At 55.1% G+C, this 18,213-nt stretch carries 13 protein-coding genes; 7 read left to right on the plus strand and 6 right to left on the minus strand.

Features of this window, described 5'->3' with window-relative positions; translation table 11 throughout:
• Positions 1 to 278 precede the first annotated feature (278 nt).
• The 4 genes from M8006_RS00005 to M8006_RS00020 all read left to right on the plus strand — a co-directional run bounded on the left by M8006_RS00005 (position 279) and on the right by M8006_RS00020 (position 5,385).
• Entirely contained in the window at positions 279 to 986 is a 708-nt protein-coding gene (locus M8006_RS00005) for a sensor histidine kinase (protein WP_250078792.1), read from the plus strand.
• A 114-nt stretch (positions 987 to 1,100) separates the two neighbouring features.
• The gene (locus M8006_RS00010; RefSeq protein WP_250078793.1) at positions 1,101 to 1,766 is read left to right on the plus strand and encodes an ABC transporter ATP-binding protein; all 666 of its coding nucleotides are present in this window, start codon (positions 1,101 to 1,103) and stop codon (positions 1,764 to 1,766) included.
• Positions 1,763 to 4,252, plus strand: coding sequence for an FtsX-like permease family protein (locus tag M8006_RS00015; protein WP_250078794.1), 2,490 nt, complete (start codon positions 1,763 to 1,765; stop codon positions 4,250 to 4,252). Before M8006_RS00010 ends, M8006_RS00015 begins: the two co-directional genes overlap by 4 nt.
• On the plus strand, positions 4,249 to 5,385 hold the full coding sequence (locus M8006_RS00020; RefSeq protein WP_250078796.1) for a lipocalin-like domain-containing protein: 1,137 nt from the start codon (positions 4,249 to 4,251) through the stop codon (positions 5,383 to 5,385). Before M8006_RS00015 ends, M8006_RS00020 begins: the two co-directional genes overlap by 4 nt.
• An 81-nt stretch (positions 5,386 to 5,466) precedes the next feature.
• On the opposite strand, the gene M8006_RS00025 is transcribed toward M8006_RS00020, so the two are convergent.
• The 6 genes from M8006_RS00025 to pyp all read right to left on the minus strand — a co-directional run bounded on the left by M8006_RS00025 (position 5,467) and on the right by pyp (position 13,765).
• Positions 5,467 to 7,554, minus strand: coding sequence for a bifunctional diguanylate cyclase/phosphodiesterase (locus M8006_RS00025; protein WP_250078798.1), 2,088 nt, complete (start codon positions 7,552 to 7,554; stop codon positions 5,467 to 5,469).
• A gap of 83 nt (positions 7,555 to 7,637) precedes the next feature.
• Positions 7,638 to 8,375, minus strand: coding sequence for a substrate-binding periplasmic protein (locus M8006_RS00030; RefSeq protein ID WP_250078799.1), 738 nt, complete (start codon positions 8,373 to 8,375; stop codon positions 7,638 to 7,640).
• Between the two features lie 71 nt (positions 8,376 to 8,446).
• A complete protein-coding gene (locus M8006_RS00035; protein WP_250078801.1) occupies positions 8,447 to 10,432 on the minus strand; it encodes a methyl-accepting chemotaxis protein in 1,986 nt (661 codons plus the stop codon).
• Between the two features lie 169 nt (positions 10,433 to 10,601).
• The gene (locus M8006_RS00040; RefSeq protein ID WP_250078803.1) at positions 10,602 to 12,164 is read right to left on the minus strand and encodes an HAL/PAL/TAL family ammonia-lyase; all 1,563 of its coding nucleotides are present in this window, start codon (positions 12,162 to 12,164) and stop codon (positions 10,602 to 10,604) included.
• A 46-nt stretch (positions 12,165 to 12,210) separates the two neighbouring features.
• Positions 12,211 to 13,344 carry an AMP-binding protein gene (locus M8006_RS00045; RefSeq protein WP_250078805.1) on the minus strand — a complete coding sequence of 378 codons (1,134 nt, stop codon included), beginning with the start codon at positions 13,342 to 13,344 and terminating at the stop codon, positions 12,211 to 12,213.
• A 43-nt stretch (positions 13,345 to 13,387) separates the two neighbouring features.
• The gene (gene pyp / locus M8006_RS00050; RefSeq protein ID WP_250078808.1) at positions 13,388 to 13,765 is read right to left on the minus strand and encodes a photoactive yellow protein; all 378 of its coding nucleotides are present in this window, start codon (positions 13,763 to 13,765) and stop codon (positions 13,388 to 13,390) included.
• 388 nt (positions 13,766 to 14,153) lie between these two features.
• Between pyp and M8006_RS00055 the strand changes: the two genes are divergently transcribed.
• From M8006_RS00055 to M8006_RS00065, 3 genes are all read left to right on the plus strand, one after another.
• Positions 14,154 to 15,374 carry an ABC transporter substrate-binding protein gene (locus tag M8006_RS00055; protein WP_250078809.1) on the plus strand — a complete coding sequence of 407 codons (1,221 nt, stop codon included), beginning with the start codon at positions 14,154 to 14,156 and terminating at the stop codon, positions 15,372 to 15,374.
• Positions 15,375 to 15,484: 110 nt separating this feature from the next.
• Positions 15,485 to 17,023 (plus strand): fatty acyl-CoA synthetase, encoded by a 1,539-nt coding sequence (locus M8006_RS00060; RefSeq protein WP_250078811.1) that lies wholly within the window; start codon positions 15,485 to 15,487, stop codon positions 17,021 to 17,023.
• Positions 17,024 to 17,067: 44 nt separating this feature from the next.
• Positions 17,068 to 18,174, plus strand: a complete 1,107-nt coding sequence (locus M8006_RS00065; protein WP_250079511.1) for an acyl-CoA dehydrogenase family protein — start codon at positions 17,068 to 17,070, stop codon at positions 18,172 to 18,174.
• The last annotated feature ends 39 nt before the right edge of the window (positions 18,175 to 18,213 follow it).

Here is an 18,213-nt window from a genome sequence, read left to right on the forward strand (position 1 = left end):
TTGAGGCTGGACATCTGCTGCAAGACCGTATTGACTATTTCCATGAAAGCCTGTGCTCGGGTGGTGATGTTGTCAGAGACCCCATTATCTGAGCATCAGGCTTTCTTTAAAACTGTCCGAACCATTGTGAAGGGAACGAATTCATCATTGAGTTTCGCTACCAAACGGCCAGTGGCTACCTCTGGATACAGGGGCGCGGCCAAGTATTCGAACGCGATAACGCCGGGGCGCCACTGCGCCTGATCGGTACCCATCTGGATATTCAGTCGCTCAAAGATGTGCAACAAGAGCTAACCCGTTCCAATCAAGAGCTTGAACAGTTCGCCTATGCGGTCTCGCATGATTTGCGTCAGCCGCTACGAATGGTCAACAGCTATCTGCAGCTTTTAACCCGCGAGCTTGGCAATGACTTAAGCGACGACGCTCAAGAAATGATCCACTTCGCGCGTGACGGCGCCGAGCGAATGGACAACATGATTCTGGGGACTCTCGACTACTCACGCGTGGGGCGTAAAACGTCCCCAATGGAATGGGTCGACAGCCGTGCCGTGCTAGACGACGTGATGGGTTTTCTTAAACCCATGCTGACAGAAAGCGGCGGCCACGTTCACATCGAAGGCGATTGGCCAAAGGTGTACGCCAGCCGCGACGAGCTCACGCGGCTACTGCAGAACCTGCTGGATAACGCGCTGAAGTACGTAGAAAAAGGCACAACCCCAGACGTCACCATCACCGGTCACCAGCAAACGTCCGAATGGCAGGTAGACGTAAAAGACAACGGCATCGGGATCGCACCGGAACAACACGATCGGCTCTTTGGTGTGTTTACGCGCTTGCAGCCGCGCAGCCGCTTTGAAGGCACCGGCATCGGGCTCGCTATCTGCAAACGTATCGTTGAACACCACGATGGCGCCATTAGCGTCTCCTCCACCGGCGAAGGTGACGGCAGCTGCTTCACCTTTACCCTGCCGCTAACGCAAGCGTAGTGCGGCAGGCATCCATTGTGCGCTGGGTATTAACAGGCCGAAGCCGCTTTCTCTCTGTCGGCCGATCACCACCAAGGCAGTTTCACTTTCCTTCATCGTCCAAGAGGCGCCCCCATGCTAGCCCTGCAGCACGTCCATAAAACCTTTAGCACGCCGCAGGGAGAGCTGCCGGTTCTCAACGGTATCGACCTAACGCTCCAACAAGGGAAAAGCCTTGCCTTGATGGGCGAGTCGGGCAGTGGCAAATCCACGCTGCTGCATTTAGCGGCCGGCCTCGACCTGCCAAGCGAAGGTGAAATCAGCATTGACGGGCGTGCTCTCTCTACCTTGGATGAACCCGCCCGCGCCAGGCTACGTCGCCAACATCTTGGGCTGGTGTTTCAGCAGTTTCATCTGGTACCCAGCCTGAACGTCATTGATAACCTGCGACTCCAAGCACGCCTGGCAGACTGCGAGGACGCGGAGTGGACTGCCCACCTGATGGCGCGCCTGGGGCTTTCCGGCCGCGAGGCCTATTTCCCCGAGCAGCTTTCCGGTGGCCAACAACAGCGCCTGGCCATTGGCCGAGCGCTGGCCGTCCGCCCCCGCCTACTGCTAGCGGACGAACCCACCGGCAACCTTGACGAGCACAGCGCCGATACCGTCCTCGCGCTTTTGCTCGACCTGGTAAAAGAGACGCGCTGTGCGTTATTGATGGTGACGCACAGCGCCCGTGTGGCGGCTCCACTTGACCGCCTGGTACACCTCCACCTGGGGCGCCTGGGAGATAACGCGTCATGATCCTGCGCGTGCTGGCGACATTACTCGCCCACTACCGCCGCCATCCGGGGCAGTTAGCCATGTTGTTACTGGGGCTTTGGGTCGCCAGCGCCTTGTGGAGCAGCGTGCAAGCCGTGAACGCCACGGCAAAAGACAGCTATGCCCGTGCCAATGCGCTGTTCAGTGCCAACGTTGATGAGCTGACACGGCGCGATGGCCAGCCCCTCACCCGCGAGGACTACCTGACGCTGCGCCGGGCGGGCTTACCGATTTCGCCGATGCTGGAAGGCACCCTGCAAATCGATGGGGAACGCCTGACTATCGTCGGTATTGACCCGCTAACCTTGCCAAGCGACAACACCCTAGGCGGGAGCGGCGACGCGTTGACGGCGTTTTTAACCCCGCCTTGGCAAACCCAGCTCGCCCCGGAAACCCTTGATGTATGGGGCCTTTCACGCCAACAAGCACCAGGGGCGACGCCCGCCGTCAACAAGAACCAGCGGCTGCCGCCATTAGCGCTACGCCCGGCGCTGCCGCCGGACACCTTGGTGATGGATATCGCCGCTGCGGCCGCGTTGCTAGATCGCGATAACACGCTAAGCCAACTGGTCACCGCCCCTGGCGCGCTGTCTCAGCCCCCCGACGGGTACCGGCTCAGCCGAGCCGCCACGTTGGCATCGCCTGAGCAACTTACCGAAAGCTTTCACCTTAACCTCACCGCCCTGGCACTGCTGTCGTTGGTCGTCGGCCTGTTTATCGTCCAGGCCGCGCTGGGGCTTGCCATGGAACAGCGCCTCACCACACTCAGAACGCTGCGCGCCTTGGGCGTACCCGCCGTCACGCTCGTCACGGCCATACTGCTTGAGCTGCTGGTATTCGGCGTGCTGGGTTCAGCGCTTGGGCTGGCCAGCGGCATTTGGCTGGCGGGCCAGCTACTGCCCGATGTGGCCACAACGCTGTCGTCACTTTATCAAGCCGACGTCAATCAGAGCCTGGTGCTGCCTTGGCACTACTGGGTGGGCAGCCTAGCGATTACCTTCGGCGGCTTGCTGCTCGCGGGTAGCGGCGTGCTATGGCGGGCCGCCCGCCTGAACGTGTTGGCACTCGGCCAGTCCCAGGCGTGGCGGCTAGCCTACCAGCGCCAGCTAAAACGTATGACACTTGGCGCCGCCGCGGTGGCCGTTCTCGCCATGGGGTTAGCGCTGTGGCTTGGTCGCCTGCCGCCCGGTCAAGGGGTTCTGGCTAGCTTTGGGTTTGTCGCCGCGCTACTGTTAGCCAGCGCGCTATGCCTGCCGCCGCTGATTAACGGCGTGCTACACCTGCTGCAGCGGTGGCTTCGCCGTCACCCACTTGCCCACTGGGCCGTGGCGGATATCCAGCTACAGCTACCGCGCTTATCACTGGCCATGATGGCGTTGCTGATTGCGCTTGCCACCAACCTGGGTGTCAGCAGCATGGTCGGCGGTTTTCGCCTTACCTTTCTGGACTGGCTGGATCAGCGGTTGGCCGCCCCGTTATATATCAATGCGTCGCCGTCGACGTTGGCCCCCATGCTGGATTGGCTCGATGCGCGGCCCGATGTTGCCGAAACACTGCCGACTGCCCGCGGCAGCGTCGACCTACTGGCGATGGATGATGCACAACAACAGGGTGCCCGCGAGCGCATTGCGCTGTTCGGGATCACCCCTAATCCCACGATCACCAACGGCTGGCCGCTACTTGAGACAGCGGCGGGACGCCCCGCTGCCTGGGCATCGCTATCGGCGAACAGCGTGTTTATCAACGAGCAGATGGCCGTGGCAAAACAGCTCGCACCGGGTGACGAGGTCACGCTGGATACCCCGCAAGGGACGAGACCTTTCGAGATTACAGCGGTTTACCCCGACTACGGCAATCCGCGCCAGCAGATCCTGGTACCTACTAAGGTGCTTATTCAGCGCTTCGGCGGCGAGATTGCCTCAATAGGGCTGGTAGTTGATGAAAACGCCGACCGCCAGGCATTGCGTCAGGCCCTGGCGGATCGCTTCGATGTCGCCCCGGAGGCGATGGTCGATCAACAGGAAATCAAACAGCTGGCGACGCAAATTTTCGAGCGCACCTTTACCATCACCCGCGCATTGAACGGCCTCACCCTGGGCGTCGCGGCATTAGCGCTGCTCGCCACGTTGCTGGCCCAGGCGCGCGAACGACAGCGCCAGCTGGCTTCGCTATGGGCACTCGGCGTGCCGCGCAAGACGCTGACTTTACTGCCGCTTTTTCAACTCGGCGGGCTGGCCCTGTTTACCGGGGTGGTGGCGATTCCGCTGGGCATTGCCATCACCTGGACGCTCGTGGCGATCATCAACGTTGCGGCATTTGGCTGGCGGCTACCGCTCTACCTTTTCCCGTGGGACATGCTCATCACGCTGGCCACCGCGCTGGGCGTGGCGCTGGCCGCCGCTGCCCTGCCATCACTTCAGCTGTGGCGCACTTCGCCCCAGGCGATGCTCAACCAGGGGGCTACATGAATCATTCCCGGTTATCGGCTGCGCTCGTGGCGATGGCTTGTCTCATGCTCATCGGCTGCCAGGAGCCCTCATCCGATGCGGTGCCCCAGGGCTTTGCGGGGCTGGGTGAAGACGCGGCGGCATTTGCTCAGGCGGATGCCTCCACGCCGCTTCGCTTCCCGGAGGATCACGGCCCGCACCCCGATTACCGCATCGAATGGTGGTACCTGACCGCCAACCTTGAAGACGACCAGGGCGAGCCGCTCGGCCTGCAATGGACGCTGTTTCGCCAGGCGCTGACTCCTCCTGACGAGCGCCCGGCGCCATCGCCATGGGCGGCCGACCAGGTCTGGATGGCGCACCTGGGGATTTCCCAGGGCGAGACGCATGCTGCCGCCGAGCGCTTTGCGCGTAGCCACAGTGAACACGCCAATGGGCAAGCAGGCGTCAAGGCAGCCCCGTTTCAGGCCTGGATTGATGACTGGTCGCTCGAAAGCCCGTCAGAGGCCAACTTCGAGGATTTTACCCTACAGGCCTACAGCGGTGAGGGCGCAGACCGGTTCGGTTACACGCTTACCCTCAGCGCTCAAGGCCCACTGGTCTGGCACGGAGAGAACGGCTTTAATGCGAAAACCGTCGAAGGCCAGGGATCGCGCTACTATAGCCAGCCGTTTTTAAGCATCACCGGCCGCGTCACGCTGAACGGCGAAACTCGCGAGGTTAGCGGCAAAGGCTGGCTAGATCGCGAATGGAGCAGCCAACTGCTCTCCCAGCAACAAACCGGCTGGGACTGGTTTTCGCTGCATCTGGAGGATGGGCGCAAGCTGATGGCCTACCGGTTAAGAGGTGGCGGCCCGGCAGGAGGCGACTACCTATTCGCGCATTTGCTCGCCGCCGACGGCCAGACCGAGCTTATTGGGCCTGGTAGCGTCACCTTGACGCCATTGGCGACACACAGCGTGGCAGGCAGAGATATTCCCACACGCTGGTCGCTTACGCTGCCCGACGTGAATTTGCAGCTTACCGTTGAGGCGCGCCACCCTAACCGCTGGATGCCCACCTCGGTGCCTTACTGGGAAGGCGATGTCGTGGTTCGCCAGGCGGCAACGCAGGAAAACATCGGCGTCGGTTATCTGGAAATGACCGGGTATTGAGCGTTTAGTGATCTTATGTTGACTTAGCAGAAGACACGTTATGTCGCACGAAACGTTAACACCGGTGCCGATAGCCAGTCCCTATGCATCAAGGTAACTGCCGTTTTCTTTACAATAACGAATAAAATCTTCTAACTCCAAGGGTTTTGAATAATGGTAGCCCTGGCCAAACTCGGCCCCTTCTTGCTGCATTAAAAGCGCATGCACTTCGTTTTCAATACCCTCTACCACTGCCTGTGAACCTACTTCTTTCGCCAATTTTAATATAAGCTTACATATACGCAAACTATTATAGTCATCAGGTATATTTTTAACAAACTGGCGATCCACTTTCAAAAAGTCAAACCCTATAAACAAGAGATATTCAATAGATGCATAGCCAGTGCCAAAATCATCCAAAGAAAAACTCACACCAAAATCACTTAATTCTTTTTGGTTTTTATGGAAATTTGAATTTGATATTAATTGTGTCGCTTCAGTCACTTCAAGATCTAAGTTACACCCTGGAAAAGAAAAATCGTTTAACAATTTCTTTAATTGAGAGCTGAAATCAGGTTCTATTAGCTGTTGAGGAGAAACATTCACACTCAGCCTGAAGCGATCTTGAAAATTGACCAACAAAGGGGAAAAATCTTTAATCGCCAACGCAATTATCGACATACCAAGAGACACGATTAGCCCGGTGTCTTCTGCGCAGTTTAATAGTTCGAAAGGTGCACAATTTCTTTTTCTATCCGTACGAAAAAGCGCTTCACATCCAGCCACCTCTCCATTACTAAAATACACTTTTGGTTGATACATCAGGAAAAAAGATGGCGCTTCTAACTGTTCTCTAAGCGCGTTTAATGCAGAAAAGTTTGATTTTCTCGATTCTTCCGTTTCAGGAGAATAACGGCGAACACAATTATGCCCTGCCTGCTTGGCATTAAAAAGCCCGATACTAGTCGCATATAACAGTGCCTCTGGCTCCAAGGCATCATCGGGTGCCTGGGCCACACCTGCTGTCAAATTAATGCGGATACAAGTGCTTAACGATGCACCATCAACCTCTACATCAAAACTCAATTTTTTCTCAATGCGCTGTATAATATCGTTATTATCTTTTTCAAAAAAATACAGCGCAAAGACATCAGGTTGAAGGCGAAACATACTTTCACCATCATTAAAGTATTCTTTTAGATGTCGATATACAGCCACTAAGACTTGGTCACCTACATCTTGTCCGTATTGACTATTGATACGAGAAAACTGGTCGATATCCCAGCTAACAACTAAAACGTTTCCACACCATTTATTTTCTTTATTTAAATATTTTTCAAGCTGGCTAATAAGCTCGCGACGGTTATAGCCTCCTGTCAGTGTATCTCGGCGAGAGAGCTGATCTAAGTAGCGATTTTTCTCAGTTAATTCAAAAAGATATTCTTCATTTTCTTGTGTATAAAACTTATAGTTTTCGACCAGTGCTTTTAACTCAGACCCATGCGTTTTTATCCTGAACTCTTCGTCCCCACCTCTCCCTTTGGCACGTCTTTTTATGTATTTTGCGAATTCGGACAGCGGCCTACCTACCAACCAATACATAATTGACGCTATGATAAAGCTCAAAATCAAAGATTGATAAATCGTAATCAAAAATATATCAACAAAATTAGCGAGCGATTGACTCACCAAGTGATTAACATCTATATTATAATCAATTCGCCCCACGTATATTTCATTTTTATCCGGATGTGGAACATCACGATACAGAGGGTATATTTTTCTTTTTTTAACATCACTAAAAAAGTATCTTATTATTTTATCACTTAAATCATCAGTGCTTTCTGCATTCGTCACGCTAGCGAAAAGTCGGTCACCATCCGAAAATATTCTAATACTATTATAACTAGGGTCGCTAGAAAGTGATTTAACCAACGCTTCAACTGTTGCTTGGTCAAGATGATAAAGCGCAAGCGAAGCGGGCTCCTTTATCATTTCTATGCGCTCATTTGCGAGCGCATAGGCATTATTTATTGTATTGTTAAAGTTTTTTTGACCTAAAAAAATACCTAACAAAAGCCCTACGACTAGGGTAGAGGTTGTCACATATAGTGTCAGCTTTGCCGTTAATGTTTTTTTTCTTAAACCCGGCCTCAAGCCGTACTTGCATATACCCTTCTTGTCTTTCATAGCGTCATAAATTCATTTACGAGTGAGTGAATATTACCGAGATAACCAGTAGTGCGGGTATAAAACTTCATCGATAGGCAAAATTATTTAACAAAGTCTTCGATGCCTTTATTAACGACTTCTAACAACCACCGAGAGTCTGCAATATTTTTAGATATCAACATAAAATAATTTTCAGGCTCTCCGCCTGGCAATCGTTCCAGCTCCAACTCTGAGTCCCAGTCAACAAGCTCTAGTGACTTTAGGCTTAGCATCGTCTCATGACGCGTCAACCCAATATCGCAGCGACCATAATTGACTTGATTTAATAACTGCTGAAAAGTTTTAGCATTTTGTGCCAGCTCTTTAAACAAGCGCTGATCACTCTCCGAAAAAAAATGTGAATAATTAAACCCTGCTATACCACATACTTTCCTGTCTTTCTCAAATAAAGAGGCAATATTTTCCACCTCTTCTTTGGCGAACATTGCGCTTTTTTTAACATAAGCGGGCGTTAACGAATAGTATTTATTACTGATATGATAGTGTTTATCCCTAAGACTATTATAGGTAGCACTCAATGCTACTTGGTAATCCTCACCCTTTTTAACACTCTCAAGGCATCGTTTCCATGGAAGAGGGTTCATTTGATAAGTTACATTCGCCGAAACAAAAATATTATCAATTAGCTTTAGGTCAAGCCCTTGCCATGTGTTACCCATCGGATAAAAGTAGGGTGGCCAACTGCTAGTGTCGGTACAAATAAAAATTGTCTCTCTTTCTTGAGACATGGCGAAAGGGGATTGGAAAAGTACCACGAGTGCCAAAAGTAGGTATCGCATGCCGATGTAACCTTATCAACGGATCGCAATAACCCGCCGCGATGCGGCGGGTTATTCAGTGCCATTATGGCTTAAAACTCTTCCCAGTCATCGGCATCGTGAGTGTTTGACTTTGGTGGCGCTGGGCGCTGCGATTGGTGCGTTTCTGCCCCAAGGCTTTTCTGATTACGTCCTGTGTTTTTCTGGTTGTGCCCTGCGTGATGCGAAAGTGAAGCACTCGCCGGGGCGGCCTCTTGACCCGAGACTTTAAACGCCGCAATGGCATCAGTCAGGTATTCAGCTTGCATTTTAAGCTGCTCTGCCGCGGTAGTGGACTCTTCCACCAGTGAGGAATTTTCCTGTGTCATACGATCCATTTCACTGACCGCTATGTTCACTTGGCCGATGCCATCTTTTTGCTCTGACGCTGCATCAGCGACTTCACTAAGCATGGTGGCAACATTTTCTACCGCTTCGACCACCTCTTTCATCAGGCCGCCCGCATTATTGGCGTGAGAGCTACCGCCCCGGACTTTTTCGCTGGCATTGTCGATCAAGGTGCGAATGTCACGAGACGCATCTGCGCTATGGTTGGCCAGTTTGCGGACTTCTTGTGCGACCACCGCAAACCCTCTGCCATGCTCGCCGGCTCTTGCCGCTTCAACCGATGCGTTTAGCGCGAGGATATTGGTCTGGAAAGCAATGCCGTCCATCATTTTCACGATATCGGTAATCCGGTTGGTTGCTTCACTAATCTCACCCATTGTGCTGGCAACGTCTTCCACGGCTTGTCCGCCTTCACGCGCCTTATCAGCGGCATGCTTAGATAGCTGATCCGCTTTTTGGGCTGACTCAGTAGAATGCTCAACCGTGCTGGTGATTTCTTCCATAGAAGCTGACGTTTGCTGGATGCTTGACGCCGCGTTTTCAGTACGCCGGGAAAGATCAATGCCCCCGCTGGCAATTTCGGTAGAGGCATGATTCACGGCTTCGCTACTGCGCCGGATTGTGATCATGACGCCTTCAATACGCTCAATAAACGCATTAAATGATTTCGCAATATGGGAAACCTCGTCTTCCCCATCGCTCGGTAACCGTTGCGTCAGGTCCGCATCACCCGTTGCGATATCGTCCATTGCCACGCGAATCGTCTCCAGCTTGCGGAAGGCAATACGTAGAATGTAGCCCATCAGCAGCGTTGAGATAATGCCGACAACCACCAAGAAAATGATGGTGTTGTTACGTACCGCAATAACGGCTTGCATCGCATCTTTTTCATTTAACGCGACAACCAGCTTCCAGTCCGTATTTTGAATGGCTGCGCCGTCAAGCCAGTATTCCTCGCCGTCTATTGCGACGGATAGCGCTTCACTGTCCGTTGCGGCGCGTTCGCGCTCAGCATTCAATGAGGACAAAAGCGCTGGGGTAAAGGTGTCGCTTAGTTCACCTACGGATTCTAGTGTAAGCGTTTCATCTGGATGCGCGATAATCGTGCCATCCGATGTGGCCAAGAACGCAAAGCTGTTTTCTGTTGGCGATATGCTACGTGTGATGCGAATAATATCGTTGATGGTGATATCCCCACCCACCACATGCTGCAAGCGCGAGCCTTGATACTCTGCGTGTGCGAGGGTGATAACAAGCTCGCCTGTTTGCGCGTCAACATACGGCAGGGTAACGGCTGACCCTTGCGCTGCTTCGGCTTTCAGGTACCAAGGCCTTTCACGTGGGTCATAGTCACTCGGCGGTTCCCAGCCATCAGAGAATACGGCGCGTCTACCGCTTGCTACATACGTGGTTTTAAAACCACCGGCTTGTGCCCATTGCTGTAGGGCGTTCATATCATCAGCCCCTTCAGCAATGGCCTCTGAGGCGGAAACGCTCATACTAAGGCGAGCACCAAGCCACTCGTTAATACTGTCAGCATTCGCGGTAGCGGTAGCGGCTAGCTGTCGCAGGTTGTCGGCTTGATCACTCGATTTAATGAGCCAATAGCTGGATATACCACTGGCGGCCAGCGCTATCATGGTAATACCGACGGATATGGCGGTGATACGGTGTTTAAGAGATTTCAGCATGTCAGCACTTTTATAGTCACGTTGGTTGTGTTATTAAGCGTACATGTTATTTTTTATCAAACAACCATTCAATAAAAATTCTTTAAACGCTTGGCAAACGATACCAAGAAACTATTTCACCTAGGTTACCATGCCACGTTTATAGGCTATTGATTCAAGCGATTCTCCATCACAGTCGCGTGCTTTCCAGCGGTGTTAGCAGTGACGCGACCTGGTCAGGGTCAAGTAGCGCTCGGGTTACGGTGTCAATATCTTCAGCCAGGGGCCGGTCGCCATCCAGTGTGGTAGCGTGTTGGCGTACCCAGTGATACAGCGCGTTTGTGGCGGGGCTTAACGATTCACGGCCGGTGATATCCACGCCTTGTGCCAACACTAATGCTTCAATCGCCAATACCTGATAGAGCTGCGTGATGCTGGTGCTAACGCGCCTTGCGGCGATGGTGCCGAGCGGCACGATGTCTTGGTTATCCGCGTTGGTGGGTATCGATTGAATGGACGCGGGCATAGCGTGGCTGCGAAGCTCCGCCACCAGCGACGTCGCGCTAACTTGGGCGCCCATAAAGCCGCTATGTAGCCCGGTATCGCGTGGCTGCATAAAGGCAGGCAAGCCGTTATTGCGCGCCGGGTCGGTGATACGGGCGATGCGTCTTTCACTGTAGAGCGCCATTTGCACCACGGCGTTATTCAAGTGATCGCTGGCAAAGGCGAGATGCTGCCCAAAAAAGTTACCGCCATGCAAAATCTCACCGCCATCGGGGAACAGCAGTGGGTTATCGCTGACCGAGGCAAGCTCGGTTTCGACCGTTTTGGCGTGCTGTGTGCAGACATCCCATACCGCGCCCAGCGCTTGTGGGGCACAACGCAGCGTGTAAGCATCTTGCGGTAGCGCCTGATCGCGCGAGACACTTTCTAGTGAGCCGGGTAGCGTTGCCACGTCCAGCGGTTTAAGCGCCCGACTTTCGGCCGATAGCTCCCACAGCCAGTGATGGAGCTGTTGCTGGCCAGGATGCGGGCGTACGGCCCCAATCTGCGGATGAAACGCCTCGCGGTGTCCTTCTAACAATTCAGCGTAGAGCAATACGAATAGCGTACTGAGCTTAACCGCCCGCTGAGACCTCACCGCATTGAGGGCAGCAATGCCAGCCGTCACGGACGTGCCATTAACCAAGGCAATAGCATCTTTGTTCGCGAGTATCAGCGGTGCAATACCCAACTGCTCGTGCGCCTCTGCACTCGCCACCCAAGGGCCGCCGTTCACGCTAACACGCCCCTCCCCGCTAAGCGCTCTGGCAAGGTGGGCCAGCGGCGTTAAGTCGCCGCTGGCGCCGACGGTGCCACGCGCGGGGATTTCCGGCGTGACGCCCTGCTCCAACCACAACAGCACGCGTTCGACCAGCGCCGGGCTCACGCCCGAATGGCCCTGGCAAAGACTGATCAAGCGGGCCGTCATCAATGCGCGCGTTTGATCGGGCGCTAATGCTTCACCCACGCCACTGCAGAGGTGGTACACCAGATTCTGTTGCAACAATGTTGATTGCTCAGGAGCCACATAGGTACTGGCCAACGGGCCGTAACCGGTGGTAACGCCATAAATCCGTTGGCGAGACGAAATGCGTTCGAGCAGAAACGCATGGGCTTTTTCCACCTGCTGGCGCTCTGCGGGCGAGAGGATGACGGTGTCGCGCGCTAGCGCCACGGCTTCAAGCTGCTCAAGCGTGAGGGAGGTCAGCATGCAATGTCCTGGTTGTCGTGCTTTTACGGGCGCAGCGCGAGTAGAGCTACCAATCGGTTAACTTGCCCATGGCGTTGCTGGGGAGCGCATCACCGTAGGTAATAGAGATCGGACGCTTGGCGGAAGGCCACTCGTTGAGCGCGGCGTCAATATCCTCGGCTATATCGCGTGCAGGGTCGGTGGGCACCACGAAGGCTTTGAGACGAACCTGACCGTTACCGGCCTGGGTCGGCCTGACCGCGCACTGGCGAACGTCAGGCAGAGCTTCCAGCTCACGGGCAACCGCAGCGGGGCTGACATTAACGCCGCCAATCGACACCACATCATCGTGTCGCCCCATCAAAGTAAAGTGACGCGCGTCTTTCCACGTGACGCGATCAGGCAAACTCACCACATGATGGCGTTCATCAGCTGCTGATAGCGTATCGGCCGTCGCTTTTTGCCAGTGAGGAAGCAGCGCAAAAGGCGCGTCATGGCAAAACCGCGTGGCCACGCCGCCGGTTTCTGAACTGCCGTAAATTTCCATCACCGCCGCCATCTTCTGGCGCGCGAGGGATTTGCCGACATCGCTTGGTAGCGGCGCGGTTGAACTCACCCCCAGCACGCTGGGAGGCCAGTCGGAACGCGCTTTGGCAAGATATGCCCAACGTGGCGGTACCGTGACCACCACATCGCCTTCAAACAGCGTGGGTAGCGTCTTGCCAGCCACCACCACCTCCAAATCATTGAAGGCAGGATAAGCGACGCCCAGCATAAAACCGTAAAGATGATGCAGGGGGAGCCACGCCACAACGCGCTTAGGCGTGATGCGCTCACCAATACGCTGATGCAGCGCTTGCGCTTCGGCCTCAATATCCGCCCAGCGGTGGTGGCAAACTTTGGGATCGCCAGTAGTTCCTGAAGTGCGAAACGCCAAGCCAGAAGTATAGGCCACCGCTTGTGCAACCAGCTCTGACCACGCCTCCACGCCCTCTTTCATCAGTAAGCGGTCTTCAGCCCCGGTTTCGTGCAGGCAGAAAAACTCCGCCACACTGGATGCCAAATAAAGACGCTCCAACGAATCAATCGCCGGAGCGTCGGGCAAAGAAGAAGGCGGTATGCCCCGGTAAGCACTGAGTTCAATCTGTAATAGCGAGCGCAATAACGGAAGGATTCGCTTCGGGGTCATCCATGTTGGCACAGGTTACGTTCCTTTATAACTATTGTATCACTCGACTAACTGCTTATACCCGTTTAACAAAAATCCAATACGTATCGCCAGAAATGGCTTTTTTCATGTGAATTTTCACTTTAGTCGGCTGCATTTGGTAGTCAAACACATACTCAAACATGGTATTGAGATTACCGCTTTTCACGCCGTCTTTAAAACGACCCTCAAACTCTTTACCTTGAGTACAAGGCGCAACATCCTTGAAGAAGTTCTTTCCGATCACACTTTTCGGATCACGACCGGTAATACCGCCTTCTGCGGCGTTGTACTGCATAATCTTACCGTCTTTATCAAGTTGGATAGCACCGAAGGCTAACTCATCCAGCTTTTTATCATCCATGCTCGCTAAGCTATTTTCGATATCTGAGCTACCGAATTTTACCATTTCCATGACTGACTCCTTACTTAATTCCAATTAATGACAACGTTGCAGTTTTCGTTGTGGGAATAACCATAGCAGTGTCTTCATGAATGCACAATACAATTACCGTACAACTATTGCGTAACAAAACGCGCTTTACGGATAAGGGCTCCCGGGCGGCTTTGCCGTGGTGTTGAGCACGATGTCCTGAAATGCGGTTTTCTGCGCAATAACCTTGTTGATGTGGGCCGCTAACCGCCATCAATTGGCATGAATTGCAAAAAAATTGACCGGATCGGTTAACTCAACGGGCGCGTTTGTTTCTAGCATGGTGAGAAGGCCCGTCAACGACAGCGGCTTGATACCACAGCTGAAGACCCTATCGGCTTTCTACAATAACAACAGTAAAGGCTTCACAATGAAACTAACGCAATGTCTCGCGCTCAGCACCCTCGCTGCGTCCGTCATGCTGGCTAGCCAAGCTGGCGCCAACGAGATGACCGACAACGAAATCCGCATCGGCTATTTAGCCGATATGAGCGGTGCCTACCGCGACCCCATCGGCCCGCTGGGCCAAGACGCCATCGAGATGGCCATTGAGGACATGGGCGGTAGCGTCGCCGGGGCTGAAATAGCGCTATTCAGCGCCGATGACCGCAACAGCCCCGACGTTGGCTCCAGCGTGGTACGCGGCTGGATTGACGAACAAAACGTGGACATGGTGACAGGGCTTGTCGCCTCATCGGTCACCCTGGCTGCTGTTAGGCTATTAGAAAAAGAAAACCGCCTGGGGTTGGTCAATGGTGCCGTCTCCTCCGGGGTGACGAATGAAAGCTGCTCCCCCAACCATATCCACTGGGTCTACGATACCTGGGCAATGTCTAACGGTACCGCTAGTGCTATTACCCAAGAAGGCAATACTGACTGGTTCCTGCTCAGTGCCGATTACTCCTTTGGTCATGCGCTTGAGCGCGATGTCACCCGCGTGGTGGAAGAAAACGGCGGCAATATCGTTGGCAGCATCCGTCATCCCTTTCCCAGCAATGATTTCTCCTCGTTTATGCTGCAGGCGCAAGCCTCCGGCGCGGATGTGATTGCGCTTAACAACGCCGGTTCTGATACCACTAACGCGATTCGCACCGCGGGCGAGTTCGGCATCACCCAGGCGGGCCAAATTTTGGCGGGCATGGTGCTGTTTAGCACCGACGTACGCAGCTTGGGGCTTGAAGCCGCTCAAGGGCTACAGTTCACCACCGCTTGGTATTACGGCCTGAACGACGAAGCGCGCGCCTGGGCCGAGCGCTTCAAAGCGCGTACCGGCAGCATGCCCACCCAGGTTCACGCGGGTCTTTACTCCAGCACCCTGCATTACTTGCAAGCGGTTGAGGACATCGGCACCGATGAGGCTCAGGCGGTGCGCGAGCAAATGGCAGCCACGCCGATTGACGATATTTTCGCCACCGGTGGTTATATCCGTGAAGACGGCCGCATGGTTCACGACATGCACCTGGTCGAAGTGAAATCGCCTGACGAGTCGAGTGACGAAGACGACCTGTTCCGTTTGGTGCGCACCATTCCCGCCGAAGAGGCCTTCCGCCCACTCAGCGAAAGCGACTGCCATCTGGTGAATAACAGCTAACCCGTCTCCCTAATGTTCTCACGTTCCAGCGTTCTAACGCTCTAGCGTTATGACCACAACACTATGACAGGACACTATTACAAGAAACTATTACAGGAGATTGCATCACCATGCAGAGCCGTATCCAGCAAAACACCATCGGCGCCGCCCTTGCCCGCAGCGCCAGCAAAAACGCCAGCCGGTTGGCGCTGGCGTTCAATGACCGCCAGTGGCAGTACGCCGAGCTGAACCGTGCCGTCAACCGAGTCGCCAACCGCCTTTTGGCCCAAGGCCTCAAACCGGGAGACCGCCTGGCGGTCTACGGCAAAAACTCCGATGCCTACGTGATCGCCTGGCTGGCCGCTACTCGCGCCGGTTTGGTTCATGTACCGATCAACTTCGCCCTGAGCAGCGAAGAACTCAGCTATATTCTTGAGCAATCCGGCGCCAGCGGGTTGTTAAGTGATAACAGCTTGGCCGATAACGTTGATGCCGCCTGCCGCTCGGTGAACCTCACCCTTTCCGGCACGCTGCACGCCCAAGAGAGCGAAGACTTCGATGTGCTTAAGATAGCCCTGGCGGAAGGCGACGACGATGAGCCCGCGATAGCACTCGAAGGCCAGGACCTGGCGCAACTACTGTATACCTCCGGCACCACCGCTGCCCCTAAGGCGGCGATGATGACCCACCAGGCGCTGCTCGCCGAGTACATGGCGTGCATGGTGGCGCTCGATATCAAAAACGACGAACCCATGCTCGCCGCCCTGCCGCTCTACCACTCGGCGCAGATGCATGTCTTTTTAATGCCGGCGCTGCTGCTCGGGGCGCCGGTACACCTGCGCGAAGCGCCCACGCCGGATGACTGTTTGGCGCAGATCGAGCGCCACGGCATTGTTTCGTTTTTCGCCCCGCCCACGGTGTGGATCAGCCTGCTGCGCCACCCGGATTTTGACCGCCACGATTTAAGCCGCTTGAAAAAGGCCTACTACGGCGCCTCAATCATGCCGGTGCCGGTGCTCGAAGAGCTACGCCAGCGCATCCCCGGCGTGGGGCTCTACAACTGTTATGGCCAAAGCGAGATTGCCCCGCTTGCCACGGTGTTAAGACCCGAGGAGCACGACGACCGCCCAGCCTCGGCGGGCCGTCCGATTCTTACCGTCGAGACGCGCATCGTCGACGCCGAGATGAACGACGTCCCCGCAGGCGAGCACGGCGAGATCGTCCACCGCTCGCCGCAGCTGCTCACCGGCTACTGGGACAAGCCCGAGATGACCGCAGAGGCGTTTATCGGCGGCTGGTTTCACTCCGGCGATGTCGGCTACGTCGACGAAGCGGGGTATCTCTACGTGGTTGACCGCATCAAGGACGTGATCAATACCGGCGGCATCGTGGTGGCTAGCCGCGAAGTGGAAGAAGCGCTGTTTCAGCATCCCGCCGTCGCCGAGGTCGCCGTGATCGGCTTGCCCGATGACAAATGGATCGAGGCGATCACCGCCGTGGTGGTGCTCAAAGAAGGGGAAGAAGTGAGCGAAGCCGCGCTTACCGAGCACGCCAAAAACATCATGGCGCACTACAAGGTGCCCAAGCAGGTGCACTTTGCCGACGCCTTACCCAAGAGTACCGCCGGCAAAATTCTCAAACGCCACCTGCGCAAGGAGCTTGACGCGTGAACCTCAATACGCCCGAAGATGAACTGACCCCGCTGTTTCACGACATGATCTGCCGCTTTCTGGAGCAGGAAGTCGCGCCCCATTACGACACCTGGGAAGAAGCCGGCGAGATGCCGCGCACGCTGTGGCAACGCATGGGCGAAGCGGGGCTATTGGGTATCGATATGCCGGATACCCTGGGCGGCGCCGGGGCTGATTTCACTATCACTCAGCTTGCCATCGAAGAAATCTCGCGGCGCGGCTTTGGCGGGCTGGCCAGCGCCTACAACATCCACGCCAATATCGTCATGCCCTACCTGCTGCATATCGCCACGCCCGCGCAGCAAGCGCGCTGGCTACCGGCCATGGCCAAAGGTGACGTGATCGGCGCCATCGCCATGACCGAGCCCGGCGCCGGTAGTGACATGGCCGCCATGAAAACCCGCGCTCAGCGCACCGAGCGCGGCTGGCAGCTAGACGGCAGCAAGATTTTCATTACCAACGGCCAAGTGGCGGATATGGTGATCGTCTGCGCCAAAACCGACCCCAGCGCCGGGGCTAAAGGCGTCTCGCTGTTTTTGGTGGATACATCCTTACCGGGCTTTTCCCGCGGCCAGCCGATCAAGAAAATCGGCCAGCACGCCAGCGATACCGCCGAGCTTTTCTTCGATGGCATCGAGCTACCCGACGAAGCGCTGCTTGGCGAAGAAGGGGCAGGCTTTGCCTACCTGATGCAGGAACTGCCCCGCGAGCGCCTGGGTGTCGGGGCGCAGGCCCTCGGCGCCATGGAGGGCTCGCTCGCGCTGACCTTGGAATATGTCAAAGAACGTCGCGCTTTCGGCCAGCGGATAGGCGATTTTCAAAACACCCGCTTCACTCTGGCCGACGTGCAGGCGGATATCGAGATGGGCCGCGCCTATTTAGAAAAGTGCATGGCGCAGTATCGTCACGGCAACATGGGCCCCACCGAGGCGGCGGTGCTCAAGCTGCGCTTAACCGAGATGCAGTGCGCGACGGCCAATACTTGTTTGCAGCTATTTGGCGGCTACGGCTATACCCGCGAGTACCCCATTTCACGCTTCTATCTCGATGCTCGCGTACAGACGATCTACGCCGGCACCTCGGAAATCATGAAAGAAGTGGTGGCCCGCTCGCTACTGGGCAAAGCCTAATCTCTGACTCAAATTTAGCCCCTATTTCGCTACAGAAGG

Origin of the sequence: Halomonas llamarensis (assembly GCF_023555005.1) — a bacterium.
GTDB lineage: Bacteria > Pseudomonadota > Gammaproteobacteria > Pseudomonadales > Halomonadaceae > Vreelandella > Vreelandella llamarensis.